Genomic DNA, 26,640 nt, shown 5'->3' on the forward strand with positions numbered 1-26,640 from the left:
AAAAAGGGTGCGCGCCGGCGTACATGGGATTTCCGAAAGGGGGGACGGCATGAATATCAGGCGGATCCGCAAGTGCCGTGCGCGCAAGGGCGGAACGGTGGCCGTGGCAGTGCCCGCCCCGGAAAATAGCTGGGACCTCAACATGCTGACCAATAACTTGCCCGGCGGGATCATGTCCTGTGATGCGACGCCGGAACTGAACCTCATCCAATACAGCGATGGGTTTTTGACGCTGTTCGGATATTCGCGGGAGGAAATTGAAACCCGCTTTCACAACCGCTTCTCCGAGATGATCTGGCAGGAGGACATAGAAGCCACTTGGGCGGACGTCCGGCGGCAGATGGCAAAGGGCAATACCAAGCAGATTGAATACCGCGTGAAGCACAAGGATGGGCGCTTGATATCCGTCCTCGACCGTGGGCAGCTCATGATACAGGGCGGGAAGCCCGTCTTTTGCTGTATCCTGATCGATGAGACGGAGACCAAGCAGGCGCTTGAGGCGTTGCGCCTGAGCTTTGAGCGCTACCAAATCATCATGGATCAGACCACGGACATTATATTTGAGTGGGATATTGGAAGCGATAGCCTGGTGCTTTCCCAGAACTGGAAGAAGAAATTCGGTTACCGGCCGGTTTGCAGCGAGATCAGTACCAGCTTGTTTTCCGCGCCGACGCACCTGCACCCGGACGACCTGCCGAAGATCCGCGAGGCCATGGAGCGCATTGCATCGTCCCCGGCATATGTCGAGGTGGAGTTCCGCATCATGAAGGACAGCGGCCAATATATTTGGTGCCGCGCGCGCGTCACGCCGCAGCAGGGCAGCGACGGGCGCATTACCAAGGCGATCGGCGTCATCGTAGACATTGATGAAGAAAAGCGTACGGCGCAGAATTTGCTGGCGCGGGCGGAGCGGGACACGCTGACCGGCCTTTATAACAAGGGCACGGCGCAGGCGCTCGCGGAGCGCTATATTTCCGAAGCGGACAGTGCGCACCTTTGCGCCTTTATGATCATCGATGTGGATGATTTTAAATATGTCAACGACGTATTCGGCCATTTGAGCGGCGACGTAATGCTGTCGGACATCGGTGCGATGCTGCAAAAGATGTTCCGCGGCCATGACGTGCTGGGGCGTATCGGCGGGGATGAATTTGCCGTACTGATGCGAGACATTAGCGACATCGGCGCCATCCCGATCAAGGCACAGGACATTTTATATGCTTTTTCCCATTTACTCAACGCGCAGCAGGAGGGGTGCAACCTTTCCTGCAGCATCGGCATTTCCCTTGCCCCTGCCGACGGCATGGATTTTCAGACAATTTACCAAAAGGCGGATACCGCGCTCTACCATGCAAAGATGAAGGGCAAAAACCAGTTTGCCTTCTACTCGCCAGAACTGCCTGTCCTGGGCGCACGGGAAGGGCGCGCCGGATATGGTACCGCCGTGAGCAAGACGATTGATTCCGAGCGGGAAGCCCCCAGTATCAAGGCGCAGCTCGCGGAATATGTATTCCATGTGCTGTACCAGTCGGAGGATATCATGTCCGCGATCCCGCCGATTTTAGAGATCGTCGGGCGGCAGTTTGATGTGAGCCGCGTCTATGTCTTCGAGGATAGCGCGGACGGTTCCTATTGCAATAATACCTATGAATGGTGCAGCGCCGACTGCGAGCCGCAAAAGGACAACCTGCAGCAGGTTTCCTATGCCGAGCTGTTGGGCGATTACTATACCCTGTTTGACGAAAACGGCGTATTTTACTGCCGCGATGTCGGGCTCTTGCCCGCAAACCCGCGTGACATGCTGCAGGAGCAGGATATCAAGTCGTTGCTGCAATGTGCGATACGCGATAACGGCCGGAACCGCGGCTTTGTCGGCTTCGATGAATGCCGTATGAACCGCTTTTGGACGCAGGAGCAAATCAGCGCGCTTTCCATGATTGCAGAGATCATCAGCATTTTCCTGCTCAAAAGCCGTGCGCAAAGCCACACTTCGGAAATGCTGCAAAACCTGACGGCAATCCTGGATCACCAGGATAGCTGGATTTATGCGGTAGAAGCTGAAACGCACCGCATCCTGTATATGAACCGGAAAATGCAGGAGCTCCTGCCGTGCCTGGCGCCAGAAACCTGCTGTTATGAGGCGTTCTTTAAGCGGGGCGCGCCCTGTGAAAATTGCCCGCTCCGGGAAATGCGGGACGATGGGCAAGGCGGCGGCACGATGTTCAGTTATTTGCTGTCCCGTGAGGTGCGTATCCATATTGCAAAGGTACCGTGGTCTGGGGAGCATCAGGCATACCTGTTCTCCTGCTTTGATTTGCAAGGTTGATGCATAGCATGCTTTTTCCAGCAATCCACTTGATTTTTAAGGCCGGGTAGTTTATAATAAATCGTGCCTGCCGGTGTGATGGAATTGGTAGACGTAGTGGACTCAAAATCCACCGCTGGCAACAGCGTACCGGTTCGAGTCCGGTCACCGGCACCATAGGGAAGCCCCGTATTCAATTGGAATACGGGGCTTCCCTTATGTTTTATACCGAAGTACGGGTGAAAAGGATTTATAGTTTGCCCGGTACAAGGGCTTTTGCAGCTAAAAGATGAAAAGCCCCCTGCTGCAAAGTGCAACAGGAGGCTTTAGTTCTGCGGCTGTTCCGTTCCCATATCTTCGATCCCCGTCCTTACTTCTTGATACGCTTAGACGGGATGCGGTTTGCCCTTAATTCCAACTCGCGGGCACTTACCAGGCCGTTAAAAAACTCTTTAAACATTTGAAATCCCCTTTCTGATCGAGATGGTTTTACTTTTTATTTTTATAGGCAGGTATCCTGGTGGAACGGAGTTCCAGCTCACGGGCACTTACCAGGCCGTTAAAAAATTCTTTCAACATTGTTCAAGACCCCTTTCGGATGACGTTGTTTTACTTCCTGCCCGTACGGGAAGGAACCCTGTTGATGCGAAGTTCCAGTTCGCGTGCGCTGACGAGTCCACGGAAAAATTCCTTTACGTTCATGCTGTTTCCCTCCTTTCGTTCTTTGTGATATTATAATACCCTATGGTGCAACAAAATGCTAGAGTCGGAATTTATGAATATAGCACATAATAACACGTTGATTTATGTATATAATGACGACAAATGTAAAGAGGATTTAAACAATATGTCCATAAAGTAAATGGAGTTTTAATATATTATGACGTGGAATAAAAAGGGATATAAGGCGAAAGCCCCGTCAAACCACACAATCGTAGGTTTGACGGGGCTTTTATCGGTTTATCGGTTGAAAATGGGGCTGGGGGGTCAAAGCGCCTGCACCAGCGCGCGGAAGGTATCCCCGCGCTCAGCAAAGTTTTTAAAGGCGTCGAAGGATGCGCTGGCCGGGCTCATGATAACGACGTCGCCGGGGCGCGCGATGGCCGCGGCCTGCTTTACCGCGTCGGCAAGGTCGGCGGCACAATGGATAGCGGGTTTTTCGCCGCTGTCCGCCTGTTCCACACAGGCTTGGATCTTAGGCGCGGTCGCGCCGGTCAGGATGAGCGATTTTACATGCTCGCAAATCGGCAGCCCGAGCGCGTCGTAGGGGATGTGCTTGTCGTACCCGCCTGCGATCAGGATCACTTTTTCCGCAAAAGAGTTGAGCCCGGCAATCGTGCGGGACGGGCTGGACGCAATGGAATCGTTGTAATATTTCACGCCGCCCTTTTCACGTACCAGCTCGATACGGTGCGGTACGCCGGGGAATTTGCGCGCTACCGCACAGATGTCCTCGTCCGGGCACATGCCCTGTACAATCGCGGACGCCATCAGCATATTGGCCACATTGTGCATACCCGGGATACGGATCTCGTCCGCCGCGAGCAGCGCGCGGGAATTGCCCATATAGGACAGGTACAGCGTGCCGTCGTGCAGGAAGGCGCCGGTATCGACCGGACGCTGCATGGAGCACAGGGAAACGACGCTGTTGTCCTCTGCGGGCAGGCGCATCGAGGTTTCGTCGTCCAGGTTCAGGATCAGGCGGTCGCCCGGCTGCTGGTGCATGTAGATATTGGTCTTTGCCAGCACGTATTCGTTGAAATCCTTGTGATAATCCAAATGGTTGGGGCTGAGGTTTGTGATAGCGGCAATGGCGGGGCTGCTTTTCATATCCATGAGCTGGAAGGAGGAAAGCTCTACGATTGCGATATCCCCCTCGCGCATCCGGGAGACGTTCGGCAGCAGCGGCGCGCCGATGTTCCCGCCCAAATGGCAGGTGCGGCCGGCATGCTTCAGCATCTCGTACACGAGCGTTGTGGTGGTCGTCTTGCCGTCGGAACCGGTGATACCGATAATCTGGCAGGGGCAGACCTCAAAAAACAGCTCCATCTCGCTGGTTACCACGCCGCCGCGCGCACGCGCGGCCTCGAGCGCCGGATGGTGCGGATGCAGGCCGGGGGTACGGAAAATGATATCTTCCGGCAGGGTTTCGAGATAGGACTCGCCCAGCACGGTTTCCACGCCCAGCGCGCACAGCGCCTCATACTGACCGCCCAGCGCTTCGGCCGTTTTTTTGTCGTGCACGGTCACCGGCAGGCCGGCCTCCCGCAGCAGCCCGATGAGCGGCATGTTGCTGACGCCCGCGCCGATCACCGCAATCTGTTTTCCCTGTATATCCTGTAAGTACTGCCCGATATTCATAGAGCGCCTCCTAATAATACAATCAGTATCCTTTATTCTACACGCCTTTCAGATAATTTTCAAGGAATATGGTTTGACAAAACACAGGATTTCCGTCATAATAAAGGGCATGAGCAATTCAGGCGGTCGCGTGGCGCTTGCGCCATGAGGAAAGTCCGGGCTGCACAGGGCAAGGATAGCAGATAACGTCTGCCGGGGGCGACCCTAGGAATAGTGCAACAGAGAAATACCGCCATAGCGATATGGTAAGGGTGGAAAGGCGAGGTAAGAGCTCACCGCGCCCCATGGTAACATGGGGGGCCTGTAAACTCTATCCGCAGCAACATCAACCGGGACCATGGCTTGCCCGGCCGTCCCGACCGATGGCTTGAGGCGCGCGGCGACGCGCGTCCCAGATAGATGATCGCTCAATACAGAACCCGGCTTATAGAATTGCTCATACCATGAAAAAGCGCAAGGATACCGCCAGATTTGGCAGTGCCCTTGCGCTTTTATTATAAAACGGAAACGACGGCGCGGGCGCCCCGAGGGAAGGGGCGCCCGCGCCGTTTGGCTTGGTTGGGTTAGGGGGTATTATCGCGCGTGCTTGTCGTTATATTCGTGTACCGCGTGGAAAGCGGCCCAGATATTTTCCGCACGGGTATCGCCGACAATGTTGTGGATCGTGTTGAATACATAGCCGCCGCCCTTGGACAGGACGTCGAGGCGCTCGATAACCTGCGCCGCGACTTCGTCCGGTGTGCCGTTCGGCAGCATGCTCTGCGTGTCCACGCCGCCGCCCCAGAATACCAGCTTGTCGCCGTACTTTTCCTTGAGCATGTGCGCGTCCATACCTGCCGCGGAAAGCTGCACGGGGTTGATAATATCCATGCCCATGTCCACGAAGTCGTCGAGCAGCTTGACCACGCAGCCGCAGGTATGGAAGAAGGTCTTCCACTGGGTATTCTGGTGCACCCAGTCGCAGACGCGCTTGTAATAGGGCTTATACAGCTCCTTGAACAGGTCGGAGGACATGAACTCCGCATTCTGCGTGCCGAAGTCCGTGCCGCTGATCCAGACGATCTGGATATTATCGCCGCATGCCTGCTTGTAGATTTCGAGGTTTTTGAGCATGAATTCGGTCTGCATCTCAAAGACCTCTTTGACATAGTCGGGATACAGGAGCTGCGCCATGCACCACTCGTCGAATTTGCGGATGCCCTTGGGGTGTTTTTCAAACGGCGCCGGGATCGCCCCCGAATCGCCGAAACCCGCGCCTGCGAGGTTGCCGATTACCGCATAATCGGTCTCTGTATAAAGGCGGCGGGACTCCTGCTCGTAGTAACGCGCGGTTTCATCGCTCATAACGGAGAAAAAGTTCTCGAAATCCTCGCGCGGGGTCAGGTCGTCCTCGTCAAACTCGGGCGCGCGGTCGATGATATCGAAGAAATAGCCGCCGGAGGGCATGTAGATGGACGGCGGCGCGCTGCGGTCGCCCTGCGGGTACATTTTAATGCCGCCGTCCGGCAGCACATCCCACTCATTCCCGGCGTTGACCAGGGCGGGGGTGCCGTCGGGCATGGTAAATACCTTTTTTTCGCCGGTATAGGGAACGCCCAGGCTGTCCTCCGGATGGTTCATGCCGATAACGTCGGCTTTCATCATCTGGCGGACATCCTCGTCGACCACGCCGAGCATCTGGCAGATTTCAAAAACATCGATATCCTTTTTCGGCAGGCCAAGGTATTCGCGCAGGCGGGCCAGCGCGCAAACGCTGATGCCAGTCTGGCCGGTCGCGCCGAAATCGATCGGCACGCGGTCGGGCTGCTGGTGGTTGATGGCGGCAAGCACTCTTTCCCGGGATGTCATAGTCGGTTCCTCCCCTGAAACAAATCCGTTGTTTTGTTGTTTTATGATGGCTTAATTATAGGGGACGCGGGAAGGCAAAGGAAGAAGATTCTTTGCTAATATGTTTCGATAATTTGCTATGGCGAAATTTGGGGAGCGAAAGGGAGGGGTATCGCTTCTCCTGCATCAAAGCGGCGGGCTTCTGCGCAGTCCCGCCGCGCCATGGCGGTGTGGCGGCAGGGGGCGGGCGGATGCCTCGCCCCTGACTGGCATGGTTAAAAAAACGAAAACTGAGCATTTTAATATAGCCAATCGGGCGGTATACTGGGTGACATGACAGGAGGGAAAACGAATGAAAGATACCAAAAAGCTCGTGGTCGCGGCGCTTTTCGCAGCGCTCACCTGCGTGACGACCATGGTGATAAAAATCCCCACGCCAACCATGGGATATATCCACCCGGGCGACGGCATGGTGCTGCTGTGCGGCGCGCTGCTGGGGCCGGGGATCGGCGGGCTGGCGGCCGGGATCGGCTCCATGCTGGCAGACCTGTTTTCCGGGTACGTTTCCTATGCGTTCGGCACGCTGGTGATCAAGCTGCTGACGGCGGTTGCGGCGGGCATGCTTTACCGCGGCCTGCGCGGCAAAAACAGCGTGCGCATCGCTTTTGGCGGCCTGGTTGGCGAAGCCGTTATGGTGGGCGGCTACTACCTTTACGAAACCGGTATGACGATGGTTGCCGGCAGCGGCTTTGCCGCGGCTGCGACGGCGGCGGGCGCCGGGGTGATATTCAACATCGTGCAGGGCGCTTCCGGCATCCTGATCGCGCTGGTTTTGCTGCCCGTCCTGCAAAAGATCCCGACCTTTCGCGCCTGGTCCGGGAAAACCGCATAAATGACAGGGGAAAGCCCGCCGGGAAACCGGCGGGCTTCTGTTTTAAAATTCTTTGCGGCGGTAGATTTGGATGGACAGCAGCGCGGACACCGCATAGCAGGCAAGGCATACGACGAGCAGCAGCGCCGAAAAGGGGAGCAGGCGGCCAACCGCTTGCAGGGCGTCAAGCCCGTCAAACGGGTTCGATGTGCCGCTGCCCTTCAGGAAGAACAGCAGCAGGATCGGGAGCCAGACCACGGCAAGCAGGATGTACCGCCCTTTCGTCACGCCAAATTTGACGACCAGCGGCAGCATGATCGCAAGGAGCAGCAGCGCCACGGAGGTACATAGGAGCAGCATGGCAAACAGGGAAGGCAGGGATTCGCCGGGATACTGCAGGCAATACAGGACGCTCACCGCGCCGGAAAATACTAACAGGGCCAGGCCGAGCCCGGCGCAAAGCAAATACTTGCTCAGGATAACGCTGCTGCGGGAGATGGGCAGGGAGAGCGTCAGCTTATCCCAGCCGTAGGCGGTATCGTAGCTGAACAGGTTAAACGGTACGATCAGCCAGACCATCACCAGGAAGGTGCCCAGGAAGCTGACGTTTTGCGTGAATAGCGCGAGGGCGGCGAAGAATATGACCAATATCCCCATGGTCTTCGCGGATTGCAGCATATTCAGGAAGTCGGAACGCAGGATCGCTTTCATTTATGATCACCTCTGGTAAAAAACAGCATGATTTGTTCGATGTTGACGGGTTCAAGCGTGTAGTTGCCGTGCAGGTGCTTGCGGCGCACGAGCGCTTCCGCGCCGTAAGCGCCGGTACGCGTTGCGACGATGGCGTCGGGGTCGAGGCCGGCCAGCGCCCCGGCCGGGCATTTGAGGATGCTGAGCGTATCCAGCAGCTCGTCGCGCCGCTCGGACAGCAGGATGCGCCCCTCATGGATAAAGGTGATATAGTCCGCGATCTTATCCAGGTCGCTGGTGATATGGGAGGAGATCAGCACGGAATGGTTTTCGTCCTGCAGGAACTCCCAAAATAGGTCGAGCACCTCGTCGCGCACGACCGGGTCAAGCCCGCTGGTCGGCTCGTCGAGCAGCAGCAGGCGCGCTTCATGCGAGAGTGCGGCCGCGATCGAAAGTTTCATGCGCATGCCCTTGGAATACTCCGAGATTTTTTTACGTTCGTCGATTTTGAAGCGTTTGAGGTAATCGTAGAACTGTTCCGGGTGCCAGGCCGGATAGGCGCCCTGCAAAACGGCGTTGACATCCTTGGCGCGGTAAAATGCGGGAAAGGTGCTGTCCTCCAGCACGACGCCCAAAAGCTGCTTGATCTCCTGGTCGTGCTTGACGCTGTCCATCCCGAGGACGGTGACCGTGCCGCTGTCGTGCCGGATGAGGTTCAGCACCGCTTTGATCGTTGTGGATTTGCCCGCGCCGTTTTCGCCGATAAACCCCATCACGCAGCCTTGCGGCAGGGTAAAGGAAACCTGGTCGAGCGCAAAGCGTTCATACCGCTTGCAGAGATTTTTGATTTCAAGTGCGTTTTCCATCATGATTCCTCCTGAAACAGGGTTGTGGCGATATCCAGAAATTCGGACAGGGTGAGCTGCCCGAGCCGTGCGGCGTCCACCGCCTTTTGCAGGTGCGTTTCAATGATACGGAGCTGCTCTTCCCGCAGCAATTCCGGGTTGCGTTCCGCAACGAAGCTGCCGCGCCCGGTCTGTGAATAAATATATCCGTCGTTTTCCAGTTCTTCATAGGCGCGTTTGGTGGTGATGACACTGATGCGTAAATCCTTGGCAAGCGTGCGCATGGATGGCAGGGCGTCGCCGGGGCGCAGGCCGCCGGTCAGGATCAAGCCTTTGACCTGTGTTGCGATCTGTTCGTAGATGGGCCGCCCGTCCGCATTGCTGATGATAAGGTCCATGGGTGCCTCCTTGTGATCCGGTACAATATTGTATATACTCATTATACACAATAGACACGATGCGTCAAGGGGTTTTGCAGAAAAAGTTTTTATGGTACACTGGGTAATAGGAGGGGATCGGGATGGAAGGATGTATGTTGTGCCCGCGCCGGTGCGGCGTCGACCGTGCGGCAGGGCAGCGCGGCTTCTGCGGCGCGGACAATACGGTACATGTGGCGCGCGCCGCGCTGCACCAATGGGAGGAACCCTGCCTGTCCGGCACACGCGGGGCGGGGACGGTATTCTTTTCGCACTGCACGCTGGGGTGCGTCTATTGCCAGAACCGCGCGATCAGCGGGCGGCAGGGGAGCGGCGTGCCGGTGGATGAAGCGCGGCTGGCGGCGATCTTTTTGGATTTGCAGCGGCAGGGAGCGCATAATATCGACCTGGTAACACCGGGGCACTATGCGCCGCACATCGCCCGCGCGCTGGGGCGGGCAAAAGCGGACGGGCTGCAAATCCCCGTCGTCTATAACTGCGGGGGGTATGAAGCGCTGGAAACCCTGCGGCTGCTGGACGGCCTGGTAGACGTTTACCTGCCGGATTTCAAATACTACAGCAGCTACTATGCCGCGCGGTATTCCGGCGCGGACGATTACTTTGAGGTGGCGTCCGACGCGGTCGCGGAGATGGTACGGCAGGCCGGCGCGCCGGTATTCGACGGGGAAGGGCTGCTCGTGCGCGGCGTGCTGGTACGGCACCTGATGCTGCCCGGGCTTGCCGGGGACACGGCGCAGGTGCTGCGCCATCTGGCGGGACGGTTTGGGGATCGGATCCTCGTCAGCCTGATGCGGCAGTATACGCCGTTCGGCATGGAGCGGGACTACCCGGAGCTGGACCGCACGCTGACCGAGCGGGAATACGCCGATGCGGTCGAGATTTTTCAGGATTTGGGGCTTGCCGGGTACTTGCAGGAAGGCGAAGCAATCGGCGAAAGCTTTATCCCCACGTGGGACGGGACGGGGACAGCCCCGTCTTGCTAAACGCATCCGGGCATGCAAAAGGCGTGGGCTGTGTACATTACACAGCCCACGCCTTTTCAACGATAGGCGGTTGGTTTGCCCGCGGAGGGGGACGCGGGCGGAGGGGGTCAATGCGGTTTCAGCGAGGCGGGGGACAGCGGCCCGAACCCGGCGCTGCGCACGCAGTCCTGCCCGGCTTCCGTCAGCATAAAGTCCGCCATCTGGCGCGCAGGCGCGCCCGCGGGGGTATCCGCGCGCAGCACAACATAGGTGTTGTTTGACAGCGGGTAAGAGCCGTCCGCAATGGTTTCATCGGTCGGCGCCACACCGTCGACCGCGAGCAGCTTGAGGTCGTGCGCGGTGCCGAGGACGGTGTCCGCATTCCAGAAGTAGTAGTAGATACTGTAGCCCAGGCCGTAGCCGCGCGGTTCCTGCGTTTCGGCGCTGATCACGTCGGTCAGCACGCTTTGCATGGAAAGCGAAGTCGTTTCCGCGCGGATGGCGGGATGGATCTCGTGCCCGTCCAGGAAGTGGCGCTCCATCTGCGCATGGCTGCCACTGTCGTTGTTGCGGCAATAGGGATAGAGCAGCGCGTCCGGGCCGCCGAGCGCGCTCCAGTTGCCGTATGCGTTGTCCACGTAAATAGAGCTGATCTGTTTGGAAGTAAGGCCGGTGGCGGGGTTGCCCACGTTGGTGAAAAAGACCATTGCATCATAGGCGATCGGGATCAGTTCCAACTCCACGCCCTTCTCCTTGGCCAGCGCGAGGATATCGCTCGCGGGATATACCGATGCGAACAGCATATCGACTTCGCCGTTAATCAGGCGCTCATAGGACGCATGGCTTTTGCTGTGTTTTGCCGGATACTGCGGATGGTGCGTGCCGTTGCGGAACAGGGCGCCGTAAACGGCATCGGTAAACGGATGGGTCGAGGTCGAGCCGTCGATGGACGGCATCGCCTGGTCAAAGCCAAAGGCGCGCGCCGCCGCGGACGGGTAGCACGGACGGTTTTCCATATTGCGCCCCAGCAGCTCGGCGGCGTCCTCGCGGGTCGCAGGCTGCTGCGGGTGGGCGTAGTAGGAGACCAACGGCGCGCCCTCCTCATCCGTTTCGGTTTGGGAATATGCGTATGAGGTGATCTCGAATTCGGCATACGCAGGCCGCGCCCAGCCGGAAATGTCGTCCGCATCCTGGTACAGGGTACCGGGCGCGGCGTCCGGGTCGAGGCGTGCCATGCCGAGGCGCGCAAACATGCGGGCGGCCATGGTCACGAGCTCTTCGCGGCTGACCAGCCGGCCGGGCGCAAAGGAAGTATCCGGGGCAACGATACCGTATTCCTTGGCCGTCGCGACGGCGGGGGCGTACCAGGCGTCCGCGGGCACGTCGCGATAGCCCGATGCGGCGCCGTCCGCCATAGGCACGCCAAGCGCGCGCACCAGGATCGCGGCGGCTTCCGCGCGGGTGATAGGCTGGCCGGGCAGGGCTTCCCCCTTCCCGTTGCCGGTGATCACGCCGGTGCGGGATAACTCCATCAGCCAATGGAAGCGGTAAGAGGATTCGGCAGTGCTGTCTGTAAATTGCAGGCCTTCTGCCTGGTAGGCTTCGACCGGGCGGCCTTTCCATACGTCCGGTACCGTGCCGAAAACGCTGCCGTCATAGTAGAAGGAGAGCGGGACCGGGGCCTTATCGTCGGCGTAGCGGAGGCGCAGCATCTCCTGCTCGTGCCAACTCATATGAAGCCCGGCGTCCGGCGCGAGATCGACGCGCACCGTAGAAAACCCCTCGCCGGCAGCGAGCGCGCCAACAGACAGGCAGCCCAGGGCAAACAGGGCGGCAAACGCGCCGCGGAGCAATTTTTTCATCATCATGCACCTCCTTATCCTGATTTTATCATGCCGCGCACGAAGGGGGAAGTTACAATATAAAAAGCCCCGGAACCCATGGTTCCGGGGCTTTTAGCCGCCGCTTACAGCGAGGCGATGACGTCCTGCATGTTATACAGGCCGGGCGCCTTGCAGGCGGCAAGGAACACCGCGGCGTTGACCGCGCCGACCGCGAAGACCTCGCGCGACTGGGCGCTGTGGCGGATTTCGATCACCTCGTCACGGCCGCAGAACAGCACGCTGTGTTCGCCGACGATCGTGCCGCCGCGCACGGCGGAAATGCCGATTTCGTGCGCCGGGCGTTTTTCGCGGCGCTCGTGGCGGTCGTATACGTATTCCGCCTCATACGGCAGGGACTCCTTGACCGCGTCCGCGAGCATAAGCGCGGTGCCGGAAGGGGCGTCCAGCTTCTGGTTGTGATGCTTTTCCACGATTTCGACGTCAAAGCCCTCGCCGAGCACCTTGGCGCATTTGCGCAGCAGGTCGAGCATCAGGTTGATGCCGAGCGACATATTGCCCGAACGGAAAACCGGGATTTCCGCAGAAGCGGCCGCGATGCGCGCAAGCTGCGCCTCGTCATGGCCGGTCGTGCAGATGACCACGGGGGTTTTGTTCTTCAGGCAGTAATCCAGCAGGGAATCGGTCGAAGAGACGTTGGAAAAGTCGATGATCACGTCGCACGCGCCGGTGAACTCATGCGGGTCGGCATAGACCGGGAAATCCGCCAGCTTCTGCCCGGCAAGATCGAACCCGGCGACGATCTTCACATTGTCCTTATGCGCGCAGATGTCCGTGATGACGCGGCCCATGCGGCCATTACAGCCGGAAAGCGCAATTCTTAGCATTTTAAAACTCCTTGGCTTCCAATAAGCACGCCCGCAGGGGCGGGATGCCCCTGCGGGACGTACGGTTCGTTAAATCTTGCAGCCCGCGGCTTCCAGCTCGCGGCGGATAAACGCAATATGGTCTTCGCTGGGCTCGACAAGCGGCATGCGCAGGCCGCCGACGTCCCAGCCGAGCAGCTCCATTGCCTTCTTGACCGGGATGGGGTTGACCTCGCAGAAGAGGGCGTTGATCAGGTTATGCAGGCTGAGCTGCAGCTTGGCGGCCTCGGGGAAGTTGCTCGCGAGGCAAAGCTGGGTCAGGTCGTGCGTCACCTGCGGGGCGACGTTCGACAGCACCGAAATGACGCCCTTGCCGCCGAGCGACATCAGCGGTACGATCTGGTCGTCGTTGCCGGACCAGACGTTGAGGTCGTCCCCGCACATGGCCATGGTTTCCGCCAGCAGCGAGAAGTTGCCGGAAGCCGCCTTGAGGCCGTTGATGTTCGGGTGACGGGACAGCTCATACAGGGTCTCGGCCGTGAAGCTGATGCCGGTGCGGCTCGGGACGTTGTACAGGATGATCGGCAGGTCGGAGCAGTCCGCGATTTCGGTGAAATGCGCGACCAGGCCGCGCTGGGTGGTCTTGTTGTAATACGGGGTGACGGACAGGCCGCCGTCCGCGCCGCACTCCGCCGCGAACTTGGTCAGCGCAACGGCATAGTCGGTGTGGTTGGAGCCTACGCCCGCGACGACCGGCACGCGGTGGTCGACATATTCGCAGCACCAGGACAGCACGCGGCGGTGCTCCTCGTCGTGCAGCGCGGAAGCCTCGCCGGTGGTGCCGCAGACGATGATCGCGTCCGTGCCGTTGGCGATCTGGTGGTCGATGATCTTGCCGAACTCTTCATAATTGACTTCGCCGGTGGACTTGAAGGGCGTAATAACCGCTACGCCGGCGCCGGTGAATACAGGCTTCTTCATAATAAGGGACCTCCTCAGTCAATGTAGCCTTCGGCGCACAGCAGCTCGGCCATCAGGACCGCGCCGCCCGCTGCGCCGCGCAGGGTGTTGTGGGACAGGCTGACAAATTTATAATCGTAAATCGAATCCTCGCGCAGGCGGCCGATGGAAACGCCCATGCCGCCTTCCAGGTCGCGGTCCAGGCGGGTCTGCGGGCGGTTGTCTTCTTCAAAATAAGTAAGGAAGTGCTTGGGCGCGGACGGCAGGTTCAGCTCCTGCGCGCGGCCGGAAAATCCCTTCCAGCGCTCGAGCATCTGCTCACGGGTCGGCTTCTTGGCGAACTTTACAAACACCGCCGCCATATGGCCGTCGGAGACCGGGACGCGCAGGCACTGCGCGGTGATCTTCGGGGATACGGCGTTTTCGATGTGGTCGCCCGCGACGCGGCCCCAGACCTTCATCGGCTCCTTTTCGCTCTTTTCCTCTTCGCCGCCGATATACGGGATGACGTTGTCGAGCATTTCCGGCCAGGACTCGAAGGTCTTGCCCGCGCCGGAGATCGCCTGGTAGGTGCACACGGCGACCTCGGTCGGCTCAAACTCCATCAGCGCGGTCAGCGCCGGGACGTAGCTCTGGATCGAGCAGTTGGATTTGACGGCGATAAAGCCGCGCTTGGTGCCCAGGCGCTTGCGCTGCGCGTGGATGACCTCCGCGTGCTGCGGGTTGATTTCCGGGATGATCATCGGCACGTCGGGGGTGAAGCGGTTTGCGGAGTTGTTGGAGCATACCGGGCACTCCAGCTTGGCGTAACGCTCCTCCAGCGCGCGGATTTCGTCTTTCTTCATATCGACGGCGCAGAAAATAAAGTCGACCTGGGAAGCAAGCTCCTCCGCGTCGGCGTCCGCGTCGAGCATAATCATATTTTTCATCTTTTCCGGCATCGGGGCGGCCATCTTCCAGCGGCCCTCGCAAGCCTCGGCGTAGGTCTTGCCCTTGTTACGCGCGCTTGCCGCGACTGCGACGACGTTAAACCACGGATGGTCCTGCAGGATAGTCGCAAAGCGCTGGCCAACCATACCGGTCGCGCCGACGATGCCTACGTTATACTGTTTCATGTCTCTATATTCCTCCTAAAAATATGAACTTGCCGCATATGAGCCCGCAGGATGCACGTTTGCGCGCGCTTCTGTGGAAATACGCCGGAAAAAGAAAAAACCGGTTGAAAAACCGGTTCCAGCTATACTATAATAGATAGGAGCAGTCGCTCCGTATATTATCGTGATAGCACTCCACCGGTTGTGCGGTGACAGACGGCGGGATCTTCTCCGGGCCATCCAGCACAGCCGTACGCGCACCGCCCCGGCTGGCTTCGGCGGTACTTCCCTTTCCCATCCGGTCGAAGGGGGTGCGCCCTCACGAACGGTACTGATGAAAACCGCGCCTCTATCCGTTTATATATGTGTATTTCACTCCTTATTTTAGAGTACGGTACCTTTTTTGTCAATAGTGAGAAACGCAAAGGAGACATAAACCATGAAACGCTTTTTGAGCATTGTGACGGGCGTATGCTTGGCCGCGTCGCTGCTTGCCGTCCCGGCCGCCGCGGCGGATGCGGGGGAGGCCGTGCGCGTCGGCCTGTATTACGGCTCGGCCGCGCTCGCCGCGCCCCAGCTCCAGAATTTTGAGGGCAGCGGCTATCAGGCCGGCTATTACGACGGCGGCGCCGTGTTCCACAGCCTTTACCCGATTTCCCAGGAAAAGGTCGTCATGCTGAAGGATGCAAATTACATCCTGAATGCCGACAATACCTACGCGGAGGGGGTCTCGGGCGGCGCGGACACCGTGGGCGCGTACCATGTCCAGTTGCCCCAGAGCTACGATACGGCGGATGCGGCGCGCGCTGCGGTGCAGGCGGCGGGCACGGGGGCCTTTGCCGCCTACCTAGGCGGCACCTATTATGTGCGTACCGGCCAGTACCCGTCCGCGGAAGCCGCCCAGGCGGCGGCCTCTGCGGCGGGCGGTTCGGTGGTCGGCGGCTCCGCGGCCGGCGTCACGGTGGTGGAAACCGGCACGGGCAACATCCTGTTCGAGTACGACAGCAACGGCATTTTCGCCATGGCGCCGCAGGGCAGCCACCCGCTGACCTGGTCGAAGGGGTTTAAGTACTACGGGAATTTCGCCTATCCGCGCAAGGACGGCGGCAACCTTTCTGTTATAAACTATGTGCCGCTTGAGGATTATGTGAAAGGTGTTATCCCCTATGAAATGAGCCCGTCCTGGAATGTCGAGGCGCTCAAGGCGCAGGCGGTGTGCGCGCGTTCCTTCGCGGTAAGCGGGGAGGGCAAACACGCGTCCCTCGGCTTTGACGTGTGCAACAGCACGGACTGCCAGGTTTACAAGGGCGCGAACCAGGCGACCGCGAATTCCGATACCGCCGTCGACCAGACCGCGGGGCAGACGCTGTCCTATAACGGCAAGCCGGTGGTGGGCTACTACTTCGCGGCGGACGGCGGCGCGACGGAGGACGCGGCCAACGTCTGGGGCGGGGACTATGGCTACCTCAAGGGCGTCAAGGACCCCTACGAGGATACAGAAAAGGCGCAGAACGCAATCTGGACGGTCACGATGACCGCCGCGCAGGTCGGGGACAAGCTTAAGGCCGCCGGCTACCAGGTCGGCACGGTGGCGGACGTGCGGGTATCGGAAACGACCGATATGGGCAATGTGCTCAAAGTCACGGTGACCGACACCGCGGGCAAGAGCGTGACGATCGAAAAGGCCAAGACCCGCTCGGTCTTCGGCCTCAACAGCCAGCGTTACAGCGTGACGGGCAACGCCGCAAGCGGCGGTTCCGCGTCCACGGCGGCGACGGAGGGGCTGGGCGGCAATATCCTGGGCGGCGCGAAGGCGGCGTTTACCGGCGGGAAGCTCTCTGGCGGCACGCCGTCCGGCAGCGCGGCGCCCGGCGCGGTTTCCACCAGCTTCACCTTTTCCGGCCGCGGCTGGGGGCACCATGTCGGCATGAGCCAGTACGGTGCGAAGGCCATGGCGGAACAGGGCAAAAAGTACGATGAAATTTTAAAATTCTACTACACCGGCATTGAAATTGCCGGGCAGTGACGACGATAAGACAAAAAGGAGGCAGCGTGGGTGCCCGGCATGGGTACCCACGCCTTTGTAATGAAAAAAAGCGATTTTTATTTTGACCTGCCGGAGCGCCTGATTGCCCAGCACCCGCTGGACCAGCGCGACGCGTCGCGCCTGCTGGTGCTGGACCGCGCTGCGGGCGGCGGCGTGGCCCACCGCCACTTTACCGACCTGCTGGATTACCTGCAGCCCGGCGACACGCTGGTGATGAACAATTCCCGCGTAATTCCGGCGCGCCTGATGGGCGCGGCCGAGGGGCGCACGGCGCCGATTGAGGTAGTGCTGCTGACCGACAAGGGGGAGGGCGTTTGGGAGTGCCTGACGCGCCCTGGGAAAAAGACCCGCGTGGGGACCAAGCTGTCCTTCGGGGGCGGCCTGCTGACAGGCGAGGTCGAGGCAGTCGAGCCGGAAAGCGGCAACCGCATGATCCGTTTCCATTATGAAGGCGTGTTCCTGGAGCTGCTTGAAAAGCTGGGCACCATGCCCCTGCCGCCGTATATCAAGGAAAAGCTGGACGACCAGGAGCGCTATCAGACGGTGTATTCCAAGACCCCCGGTTCGGCGGCGGCGCCGACCGCGGGCCTGCATTTTACAAAAGGGCTGTTGCAAAAAATTGCGGACAAGGGCGTAAACCTCGCCTATGTGACGCTGCACGTCGGCCTTGGCACGTTCCGCCCGGTAAAGGAAGACGAGATTACCGACCACAAGATGCATTCCGAGTTCTACATGATGGACGAGGATACGGCGGCGCTGATCAACCGCACCAGGGACGCCGGGCACGATGTTTTTGCGGTCGGCACGACAGCCTGCCGCACGCTTGAGACCATTGCCGACGATGCGGGGCGCGTGCGCGCGCAGTCCGGCTGGACGGATATCTTTATTTATCCGGGCTACCGCTTCAAACTGGTCGACCATCTGATTACGAACTTCCACCTGCCGGAATCCACGCTGATGATGCTGATTTCGGCATTTGCAAGCCGCGAAACCATTATGGCGGCCTACGGGGAGGCAATCCGGGAGGGATACCGCTTCTTTTCCTTTGGCGATTCGATGCTGATCTTATAAAAGCAGGGCCTTAAAAGGGCGACGCAGGATGCACTGCGCCGCCCGTTTTTTACATTGGCAGGCGTTTTGTCACTTTTGGCAGGCGTTGGTGGAATTAGGGCGCGATGTATGATATAATAACACCATCATTATTTTGCACCTGTTTTTAGGGGCGTGAAAGGAGGCATCAGGCCGTGGATGAGCAAAAAATACGGCGTTTTGCCAGCGAATTATTGCATAAACACTATAGTGGCAACGATGTGGAAGCTGTCATTGCATCCTTTGCGCCTGATATCACCTGGATCGGCGCGGGGGAAGGGCAGCAGGCGGCCGGCTATGCGGAAACCGCCGCGTTTTTCCGCCGTTTCCGCGGGGTGCTGCCGAAGTGCCGCATATGGGATGAAACATTTACGGTTTCCAAACTTGGCGGCGGCCTGTATTTATGCATGGGCGTGTTTTGGGTCGCGGTGGACGACCCTGCGACCGGGCTGCTGGAGGCGCACCAGCGTGTCACTTACATCTTCCGCGAGGCCGGCGGGCGGCTGGAATGCGTCCATATCCACAATTCCAACCCGTACCGAGACCTGGAGGGGGACGAGCTGTTCCCGGAAAAGGCGGCGCACCGCAACGCCGACTATTTACAGAAGCGCATCGCCGAGATGGAGGATACGCTGCGCCAGAAGAATGCGGCCATGGTGGAAGCGGTGCAGGCGCAGAAGCAGGTATACGAGGAACTGGCGCAGGCAAACCGCCAGATGCAGGTCATCCTGCAGGCGATCAAGGGCGGCCTGAAGATCAGCCGGGACGACGAAAACTTTTCCTATGCCTATGTCAGCGAAGAGCTGTGCGCGCTGTTCGGCTATACGCGCGATGAATTTATGAAGGCTACAGGCGGTACGGCGGTCGGCGCGGTCTACCCGCCGGATTTGCCGCGTGTGCTCGGGGAATGCGACAAGGCTTTTGCAAACGGGGGCGTGGAGTATGCGATCAAATACCGCGTGCGCTGCAAGGACGGCTCGCTGAAGTGGATCATCGACAGCGGGAAAAAGGTGCGGGAGCCGGAAGGCGTGACCATTATCAACAGCATCTATCTTGACGTGACCGAAATTGAACAGGCCAACCAGAAGATCGCCGAGCAAAAGGAGTACCTGGACAGCATCTACAGTTCGATCCTGTGCGGCATTGTGCAGTACCAGCTAGACGGCGGCGCGTTCACTTCCGTCAAAATGAACAATGAGGCGCTGAAAATGCTTGGATACGCCTCGGAAAGCGAGTGTTTTGCACTGGGGGTGGAGGCGTTTTACAGCCGTATCCATGAGCGCGACCGCAACCGGGTCCGGCAGGAGCTTGCGCGCCTGCATGAGCCGGGCAGCAGCTTCCACGACGAATACCAGATCTGCCGGCCGGATGGCGGCACGATCTGGGTATATGGCACGACCGAGCGTATCTGTGCAGCGGACGGGGATACCGCGATCCAGCGTATCATGATCGATATCACGGACAAGAAGGAACTGGAGCTTGCGCTGGAGGAGGAGCGGCAGCGCTTCCGCGTCGCGGTCGAGAGCACGCCCGTGGTGGTGTTTGAATACGACCTGGAGAATGACCGGTACACGGCGTATGGTACGCTGGAGCAGGGCGTGGAAAAGCATAACGTGGAGCTGGCGCAGACGCAATACCTTGCGCAGCATATGGAAGAACAGGTCCGCGCGCCATTCCAGAAGGGCTTCCGCCGCCTGCTGGAAGGGGATAACGGGAACCAGATGGAGCTGCAGATGGCGCCGTATTACGGTAGCGCGGACACGGTGTGGGCGCGCGTGACGATCACGCGCGTGCCGGACCGCAAGGGCGCGTTGCGGCGCATCATCGGCAAGATTTCCAATATCCAGTCGGAAAAGGAAAAGGAATTTGCGCTGCAGGAGGCGCACAGCCGGGACAGCCTGACCGGCCTTTACAATAAAGAAACCGGCGTCCGCATGGTGAGGGAGTACCTGGAAAACAAGCGCCCGGACGAGGTCTGTGGCCTCATGCTGCTGGATATGGACGACTTCCGGTCGATCAACCAGGAGGAGGGGCATGTGTTCGCAGACGCCGTCCTGCAGGAGGTCGCGGACGTGCTACGTGCCGAAACCGGGGAGGATGATATCCGGATCCGGCTCGGCGGCGACGAATTTATGCTGTTCCTCAAGGGTTGCAACAAGGCGCGCGCCACTGTGCTCGGCCCGCGGATTGCCGCGCAGGTGCATGGGCTGCTGCTCACCTCGCAAAAGGCGGTTTCCGTTTCCGTCAGCATCGGCATGTGCGTGACCGAAGTTGTCGAGGATTACAGCGGCCTGTACCGCTGCGCGGAAAGCACGCTCAAATACGTCAAGGCGCACGGCAAGGGGCGCGCCGCGTGCTACCTGGACACCTCGAACGAGCTGGGCGTGATGCTGACCGACCTATATACGGACAGGCATCCCGTAAACGCGATCGAGCGGCAGGCCGCATCGCGCAGTACCGACCTTGTCTCCTTTGCGCTGGAACTGCTGGACAAGTCAAAAAACCTGGACGACGCGGTTACGCTGTTGCTCTCGCGCGTGGGCAAGGCGTACGGCCTGGGGCGTGTGACGTTGCTTGAAGTCGACCCCGAATTCCTCACCTGCCGCTTCAGCTACCAGTGGGCGCAGAATAAGGCCGACTTACGCATGGGTGAAGTGGTCTATATCACACAGGAAGAGTACCGTGCAACTGCGGAACAGTATGACGCGGAGGGGCTTTCCAGCCGCGCGATGGCCGGGCACCCGTCCCGGTTTGCCGCCGCCCTGCACGCTTCTATCTGGAACCACGGCGCCTTTGTGGGTTCCCTGGGCTTTGAACGGGAACAGGCAGGCTATGAATGGAGCGAGGAAGAACGCAAGCTGCTCAAGGAGCTGGTGCGGATTATCCCATCCTTTATCATGAAGGCGCGCGCCGACGCGGTCAGCAAGGCCAAGACCGATTTCCTGTCGCGCATGTCGCACGAGCTGCGCACGCCGATGAACGCGATCTCCGGCATGACGGTGATTGCGGAAAACGCGCTGGACGACAAGCAGAAGGCGATGGAATGCCTGCATAAGATTGAAAGGGCCAACGCCTATCTGTTAGAGCTGATCAACGATATCCTGGATATGTCGCGCATTGAAAGCGGCAAAATGGAGCTCAACCTCGAGAATGCCGATCTGGCGCAAATGCTGCAAAGCCTGATGGACATGCTGCGCCCCCAGGCGGAAGCCAAGGGGGTTGCCCTGCGGGTGGAAAACGGCTACAAGGAAAACCGCCGCGTCGTCGCGGACATGCTGCGGCTCAACCAGGTGCTGGTGAACATCATCGGGAATGCGATCAAATTCACGCCTTCCGGCGGCCGGATAGACGTGCGGCTGGAACAGGTGCGGATGCGCCCACAGGACATCACGCTCCGTTTCTCCGTACAGGATACCGGCATCGGCATTGGGGAAGAGGCGAAGGAACGCATTTTTAATGCTTTTGAGCAGGAGAAGTGCAGCACGGCCGCGGAATACGGCGGCACCGGGCTGGGGCTGTCGATTTCGAGCCGCATCGTACAGATGATGGGCGGCAAGCTCGCGGTGGACAGCGAAACGGGCAAGGGTTCGGTGTTCTATTTTACGCTGACATTCCCGTACGCGCCCGACCAGGCTGCTGTGGAGCCGCAGCCGGCGAAGGAAGGTCTGTGCGACCTGCACGGCCGCCGGGTGCTGCTGGTAGAGGATAACGATCTGAACCGTGAAATAGCCGAGGAAATCCTTGGCATGAACGGGATGGTGGTCGAAACCGCGGTGGACGGGCTGCAAGCGGTCCATAAATTTGAAGAAAGCGAGCCGGGCTATTACGATGCGATCCTCATGGATATCCGCATGCCGGTCATGGACGGGCTGGAGGCTACCCGGCGCATCCGTACGCTCGGCAAGGCGGATTCGCGCAACGTGCCGGTCATCGCAATGACGGCAAACGCTTTTGACGAGGATACGCGGCGTTCCATGGACAGCGGCATGGACGGGCATCTGTCCAAGCCTATCGAGGTCAGCCGCCTGCTGGAGATGCTGGGGGACTGCATGCTGCGCCGCGATCAGGCCGCAGCAAGAGGATCACACCAAAACACAGAGAGGGAATTATGGAAGTAGGAAACTTTGAGATTTTAAAAACAGAGGGCGCCGCCCGCCGCGGCGTGTTCCAAACCGCGCACGGCACGGTGCAGACGCCGGTGTTTATGAATGTCGGCACAGCTGGCGCGATCAAGGGGGCGGTCGACGCGTTCGACCTCAAGGCGCTCGGCTGCCAGGTCGAACTGTCCAACACCTACCATCTCCATGTGCGCCCGGGCGACCAAATCGTGCGGCAGATGGGCGGCTTGCACCGCTTTATGCGCTGGGACGGCCCCATGCTGACCGATTCGGGCGGGTTCCAGGTGTTCTCCCTGTCGGAACTGCGCAAGATCAAGGAAGAAGGCGTGTACTTCAATTCCCATGTGGACGGCCGTAAGATCTTCATGGGGCCGGAGGAGAGCATGCGCATCCAGTCCAACCTGGGTTCGGATATCGCAATGGCGTTCGACGAGTGCATCGAGAACCCCGCGCCGTACGAATACGTCGTGGATTCCTGCGCGCGCACGACACGCTGGCTGCAGCGCTGCAAAACCGAGCTTGCGCGCCTGAACGCGCTGCCCGGCACGGTGAACCCGCATCAAATGCTGTTCGGCATTAACCAGGGCGGCACCTACGACGACCTGCGCATCCGGCACATGGAGGAGATCGCGGCGCTCGACCTGCCGGGTTACGCGGTCGGCGGGCTGGCGGTCGGCGAGAGTACGGACGTGATGTACCACATCCTCGACGTGGTCATCCCGCACGCGCCGGTGCATAAGCCGCGTTACCTGATGGGGGTCGGCACGCCGTCCAATATCATCGAGGGCGTGGCGCGCGGCGTGGATTTCTTCGACTGTGTCATGCCGACCCGCAACGCGCGGCACGGGCACCTGTTCACCTGGGGCGGGATTATGAATATCCAAAACGCCAAATACCAGACCGACGACCGCCCGATCGAGGAAGGCTGCGGCTGCCCGGCCTGCCGCTCCTTCAGCCGGGCATATATCCGCCACCTGCTCAAGGCGGGGGAGATGCTTTCGCAGCGCCTGCTGGTGATGCACAACCTGTGGTTCTATAACCACCTGATGGAACGCATCCGCGCGGCGCTTGAGGCGGGCACCTTCGCACAGTTCCAGGAGGAATACAGCGAAAAGCTCGCAAAAAGGATATAAGGCAGACGGTTCAGGCGGCGCCCATCCGGCGCCGCCTTTTGCATGTTCCGCCCGCACCCGGCATACAGTAGAGGGAAGCTGTGTGCGGGAAAGGAAGGGCGGCGCTTGTGAGGCTGGACAAACGGACATTTTTATACAGCGCGGCGGTGCTGGCCTGCTCCAATATCGGGCTGCAGGTGCTGGGGTTCCTGTACCGGATCGCGCTGTCCCGGCTGGCCGGGGCGGAGGGGCTGGGCGTATACCGCCTGGTGTTTTCGGTATATATCGTGATCAATTCCTTCTGCCTGTCGGGCGTCACGATGGCGTGCTCGCGCCTCGGCGCGGCCAAGCTCGCGCAGGGGAAACCGGAGCAGCTGCGCGCGCTGATGCGTATCGCGACCGGCGTATTCCTGTGTATTTTTACGCTGTGTGCCGCGGTCATTGTGCCGTTCCACGACTATATCGCGCACAATTTGCTCGGGGATGACCGCACCGCCGCTGCGCTGCCCATCATGCTTATCTGCCTGTTTTTGACCGGGTTTGAGAATATCATCAAGGCGCTGTTTTTAGGCACCGGGCGGGTGCAGTATGCCGCCGCTTCGGAAACAGGGGAGCAGGTCATCCGCATGCTGGCGGTCGTCGCGCTGCTGGCGGCGTTCGGCAAGGGGGACTATGGGCGCATCGCCGCGCTGATCATGCTCGGCATGGCGCTGTCGGAATGCTTCAGCGCGGGGTTCCTCGGCGTGCTGTACCGCAAGCATATCGCCTGCCATGGGCGCGGCAAGGTCAAGGCGGACGCAGGCCTGCTTTCCGGCACGCTGGATATCGCGGTGCCGCTGTCGCTCGCCGCGGTGGCGAGCAATATCGTGTCATCGGCCAGCGCCGTGATCCTGCCGGCGCGGCTGGTGTGCGCCGGGCTGACGCGCAGCGGCGCCCTGTCCGCGCTCGGCGTGGTATCCGGCATGGCCGGGCCGCTGATTACGCTGCCGGTCGCGCTGGTGGGCGCGGTATCCGCCGTGCTGGTGCCCAGTATCACGGCGGCGCAGGCGCGCGGGGATTTGCGCCGCGTCTGTGCACTGACCGATAAGACGCTGGCCGTCACCGGCCTGATCGGCATCCCGGCGACCGCCGCGATCGTGCCGCTTTCCCCCGCGCTCGCCCGTATCTTTTTCGGGCAGGCCATCCCGCTGCCGTATATGGCGCTGCTTGGCCTGTCGGCGGTATTCAGCTATTACCAGATGATGACGGCCAGCCTGCTCAACGGCATCGGTGAGCAGCGGCGCGCCGTCGTGGCGGCGGTCTGCGGCGAGGTGCTGCAGCTCGGCCTGACCTGGTATCTTGCCGCCAAGCCCGGGCTGCAGATTTACGGCTACCTGATCAGCATGGTGGTCAGCCCGCTGCCGGTTTCCATTGCCAACCTGTGGGGCATTTTGCGCAAGACCGGCCTGCGCGTGCGCCTGTTCCACACGTTCGGCGCGCCCGTCCTGTGCGGGGCGACGGTGTTTTTATGGGTGCGCGTCTTCTATGGGTATTTCCTCGGCGTGTTCGGCAGCCAGTGGAGCGCGGTGCTGCTCGCGGCGGGCGGCGCGCTGGCGCTGTACCTCGGGTTGCTGCACCTGCTTGGGATCCGGATAATGTCCTATATTTCCAGCCGCATGGCACAGCCGGGGCGGCTTGGGCTTTTCGGCTTTTTGTGAAAATTTACACTTGACAATCCGCCGCAATTGGCATAAGATAAAACACGTTCAAACCGATGACTGAGAAAAGTACGCAGGATACGGAAGCGCAAAGAGAGCCGCGGATGGTGGGATCGCGGCGGCGGACGGCTTGCGGAATGGCCTCAGGAGGGCGCCCTGAACAGCTTCCCGGCGGGAGGCTTTAGTAGGAGGCGACGGTATCCGGCCGTTATGACGGGAAGCGCATGTTAGTGCGTTGCTGAGTGAACCATTTTTGGTTAATTTGGGTGGTACCGCAGGAGATTTTTTAGCTCTTGTCCCATGGTTGGGACGAGGGCTTTTTCTTTTGCGCAAAAGGGGGTATCCTGATGCTATATGGCTGGTGGCGCTGCGCCGCAATGATGATGGATGATACAAATAACTACTGTGAAAAGGGGAAAACATACCATGAAAAACATGTTTAAGAAAATTGCCGCGCTGTCCCTCGCAGCGCTCACCATGGCCGGCGCGCTCGCGGGCTGCGGCGGTACGGCCGCCCAGGACGCCACGGCATCCCAGCCCGGCCAGCCGCTTGCGGGCAAGGAAATGTACACGATCGGCTTGACCCAGTTTGCCGAGCACCCGTCGCTGGATAACTGCCGCGAGGGCTTTATCGAGGGGCTGGCCGAGGAGGGCTTTGTCGAGGGGGAAAACGTTACATTCGAGTATAAGAATTCCCAGACCGACCCTTCCATCAGCCAGCAGATCGCGACCCAGTTCGTATCCTCCAAGGTCGATATGATCGGCGCGGTCGCGACGCCTGCGGCGCAGGCCGCGTTTAACGCCGCACAGACCGCCGGCATCCCGGTCGTCTATGTCGCGGTCTCCGACCCGGTAGGCGCGCAGCTCGTCGGGGAGGATGGCAAGAGCGGCAAGGCGGTCACCGGCGTTTCCGACCTGATCCCGGCGGAAAAGCAGCTGGAACTGATCCGCTCGTTCCTGCCGGACGCCAAGAAGATCGGCATCCTGTATTCGACGAGCGAAGCCAACTCCAAGGCGCAGCTGCAGCTTTATAAGGATGCGGCGGCGCAGTATGGCTTTGAGATCGTAGAGAGCGGCATTTCCACGACCGCGGACGTGGCGCTCGCGGCGGACGCGCTGGCCGCAAAGGTCGATTGCTTCACAAACCTGACGGACAACACGGTCGTTTCCGCGCTGCCGACGCTGCTTGACAAGGCCGGGAAGGCCGGTATCCCGGTATTCGGTTCCGAGGTTGAGCAGGTTAAAAACGGCTGCCTGGCGTCGGAGGGCATCGACTATGTCGCGCTGGGCAAGCAGGCCGGCAAGATGGCCGCGCGCGTGCTAAACGGCGAGGATATTACCAAAATGCCCTATGAGACGGTGACCGAGTACAGCGCCGACGTCAATACGACGACGCTCGCGCAGCTCGGCCTGGCCATGCCGGAAGGGGTTGCAAAGTCCGCGACCCTGCATGAGTAAAGAAATATGACCCGCAGGGAAAGCCCCTCCGCCGCCGGCGGGGAGGTTTTCCCGCGTTTG

At 59.9% G+C, this 26,640-nt stretch carries 18 protein-coding genes, 1 tRNA gene, 1 other RNA gene, 1 riboswitch and 1 other annotated feature; of the genes, 11 read left to right on the forward strand and 9 right to left on the reverse strand.

From position 1 onward, the window contains the following. Nucleotides 1-49 precede the first annotated feature (49 nt). Nucleotides 50-2,326, forward strand: a complete 2,277-nt coding sequence (locus tag CZ203_RS08460) for a sensor domain-containing diguanylate cyclase (RefSeq protein WP_087065679.1) — start codon at nt 50-52, stop codon at nt 2,324-2,326. Nucleotides 2,327-2,395: 69 nt separating this feature from the next. After that, a tRNA-Leu gene (locus CZ203_RS08465) sits at nt 2,396-2,482 on the forward strand. Between the two features lie 810 nt (nt 2,483-3,292). Here CZ203_RS08465 and murD read toward each other — a convergent pair. After that, complete coding sequence (gene murD / locus CZ203_RS08470; RefSeq protein WP_087065680.1) at nt 3,293-4,666, reverse strand: UDP-N-acetylmuramoyl-L-alanine--D-glutamate ligase; 1,374 nt, start codon at nt 4,664-4,666, stop codon at nt 3,293-3,295. A 110-nt stretch (nt 4,667-4,776) separates the two neighbouring features. Here murD and rnpB point away from each other — a divergent pair. Then, an RNA gene (gene rnpB, locus CZ203_RS08475) (RNase P RNA component class A) lies at nt 4,777-5,109 on the forward strand. A gap of 130 nt (nt 5,110-5,239) precedes the next feature. On the opposite strand, the gene CZ203_RS08480 is transcribed toward rnpB, so the two are convergent. Next, nucleotides 5,240-6,514 carry a uroporphyrinogen decarboxylase family protein gene (locus CZ203_RS08480; protein ID WP_087065681.1) on the reverse strand — a complete coding sequence of 425 codons (1,275 nt, stop codon included), beginning with the start codon at nt 6,512-6,514 and terminating at the stop codon, nt 5,240-5,242. A gap of 331 nt (nt 6,515-6,845) precedes the next feature. On the opposite strand from CZ203_RS08480, the gene CZ203_RS08485 reads away from it, so the two are divergent. After that, nucleotides 6,846-7,385, forward strand: coding sequence for an ECF transporter S component (locus tag CZ203_RS08485; RefSeq protein WP_087065682.1), 540 nt, complete (start codon nt 6,846-6,848; stop codon nt 7,383-7,385). A gap of 42 nt (nt 7,386-7,427) precedes the next feature. Here CZ203_RS08485 and CZ203_RS08490 read toward each other — a convergent pair whose 3' ends face one another. Genes CZ203_RS08490 through CZ203_RS08500 form a run of 3 tightly spaced genes read right to left on the reverse strand, consistent with a single transcriptional unit; the run spans nt 7,428 to nt 9,297 of the window. Then, nucleotides 7,428-8,075 carry an ABC-2 transporter permease gene (locus CZ203_RS08490; protein ID WP_087065683.1) on the reverse strand — a complete coding sequence of 216 codons (648 nt, stop codon included), beginning with the start codon at nt 8,073-8,075 and terminating at the stop codon, nt 7,428-7,430. Further along, a complete protein-coding gene (locus CZ203_RS08495) occupies nt 8,072-8,920 on the reverse strand; it encodes an ABC transporter ATP-binding protein (protein WP_087065684.1) in 849 nt (282 codons plus the stop codon). The genes CZ203_RS08490 and CZ203_RS08495 overlap by 4 nt, the downstream gene beginning before the upstream one ends. Further along, the gene (locus tag CZ203_RS08500; RefSeq protein WP_087065685.1) at nt 8,920-9,297 is read right to left on the reverse strand and encodes a GntR family transcriptional regulator; all 378 of its coding nucleotides are present in this window, start codon (nt 9,295-9,297) and stop codon (nt 8,920-8,922) included. The genes CZ203_RS08495 and CZ203_RS08500 overlap by 1 nt, the downstream gene beginning before the upstream one ends. Nucleotides 9,298-9,419: 122 nt before the next feature. Here CZ203_RS08500 and CZ203_RS08505 point away from each other — a divergent pair, with 122 nt between their 5' ends. After that, the gene (locus CZ203_RS08505; protein WP_087065686.1) at nt 9,420-10,319 is read left to right on the forward strand and encodes a radical SAM protein; all 900 of its coding nucleotides are present in this window, start codon (nt 9,420-9,422) and stop codon (nt 10,317-10,319) included. 107 nt (nt 10,320-10,426) lie between these two features. Here the strand turns inward: CZ203_RS08505 and CZ203_RS08510 are convergent, their stop codons facing one another. The 4 genes from CZ203_RS08510 to asd form a co-directional block, all read right to left on the reverse strand. Next, nucleotides 10,427-12,160, reverse strand: a complete 1,734-nt coding sequence (locus CZ203_RS08510) for a substrate-binding domain-containing protein (RefSeq protein ID WP_159456435.1) — start codon at nt 12,158-12,160, stop codon at nt 10,427-10,429. Between the two features lie 104 nt (nt 12,161-12,264). Further along, nucleotides 12,265-13,026 (reverse strand): 4-hydroxy-tetrahydrodipicolinate reductase, encoded by a 762-nt coding sequence (gene dapB, locus CZ203_RS08515; protein ID WP_087065688.1) that lies wholly within the window; start codon nt 13,024-13,026, stop codon nt 12,265-12,267. 69 nt (nt 13,027-13,095) lie between these two features. Next, nucleotides 13,096-13,986, reverse strand: a complete 891-nt coding sequence (gene dapA, locus CZ203_RS08520) for a 4-hydroxy-tetrahydrodipicolinate synthase (protein WP_087065689.1) — start codon at nt 13,984-13,986, stop codon at nt 13,096-13,098. A gap of 14 nt (nt 13,987-14,000) precedes the next feature. Next, complete coding sequence (asd, locus tag CZ203_RS08525) at nt 14,001-15,080, reverse strand: aspartate-semialdehyde dehydrogenase (RefSeq protein ID WP_087065690.1); 1,080 nt, start codon at nt 15,078-15,080, stop codon at nt 14,001-14,003. A 159-nt stretch (nt 15,081-15,239) separates the two neighbouring features. Continuing rightward, nucleotides 15,240-15,419, reverse strand: a riboswitch (Lysine riboswitch). 79 nt (nt 15,420-15,498) lie between these two features. Between asd and CZ203_RS08530 the strand changes: the two genes are divergently transcribed. From CZ203_RS08530 to CZ203_RS08555, 6 genes are all read left to right on the forward strand, one after another. Continuing rightward, the gene (locus tag CZ203_RS08530; RefSeq protein WP_087065691.1) at nt 15,499-17,085 is read left to right on the forward strand and encodes a SpoIID/LytB domain-containing protein; all 1,587 of its coding nucleotides are present in this window, start codon (nt 15,499-15,501) and stop codon (nt 17,083-17,085) included. Between the two features lie 60 nt (nt 17,086-17,145). Next, a complete protein-coding gene (gene queA, locus CZ203_RS08535; RefSeq protein WP_087066215.1) occupies nt 17,146-18,177 on the forward strand; it encodes a tRNA preQ1(34) S-adenosylmethionine ribosyltransferase-isomerase QueA in 1,032 nt (343 codons plus the stop codon). A gap of 173 nt (nt 18,178-18,350) precedes the next feature. Then, entirely contained in the window at nt 18,351-22,313 is a 3,963-nt protein-coding gene (locus CZ203_RS08540; protein WP_087065692.1) for a PAS domain-containing protein, read from the forward strand. Beyond that, complete coding sequence (tgt, locus tag CZ203_RS08545) at nt 22,304-23,446, forward strand: tRNA guanosine(34) transglycosylase Tgt (protein ID WP_087065693.1); 1,143 nt, start codon at nt 22,304-22,306, stop codon at nt 23,444-23,446. Before CZ203_RS08540 ends, tgt begins: the two co-directional genes overlap by 10 nt. A 107-nt stretch (nt 23,447-23,553) precedes the next feature. Next, the gene (locus CZ203_RS08550) at nt 23,554-25,122 is read left to right on the forward strand and encodes an MATE family efflux transporter (RefSeq protein WP_159456436.1); all 1,569 of its coding nucleotides are present in this window, start codon (nt 23,554-23,556) and stop codon (nt 25,120-25,122) included. Nucleotides 25,123-25,169: 47 nt separating this feature from the next. Continuing rightward, nucleotides 25,170-25,426 (forward strand) — a binding site (T-box leader). A 122-nt stretch (nt 25,427-25,548) separates the two neighbouring features. Next, nucleotides 25,549-26,580: an ABC transporter substrate-binding protein gene (locus CZ203_RS08555; protein ID WP_235847488.1), complete on the forward strand. Its 1,032-nt coding sequence runs from the start codon at nt 25,549-25,551 to the stop codon at nt 26,578-26,580. Nucleotides 26,581-26,640 lie beyond the last annotated feature (60 nt).

It is taken from the genome of Intestinibacillus massiliensis, assembly GCF_900155735.1.
Classification (GTDB): Bacteria; Bacillota; Clostridia; order Oscillospirales; family Butyricicoccaceae; genus Intestinibacillus; species Intestinibacillus massiliensis.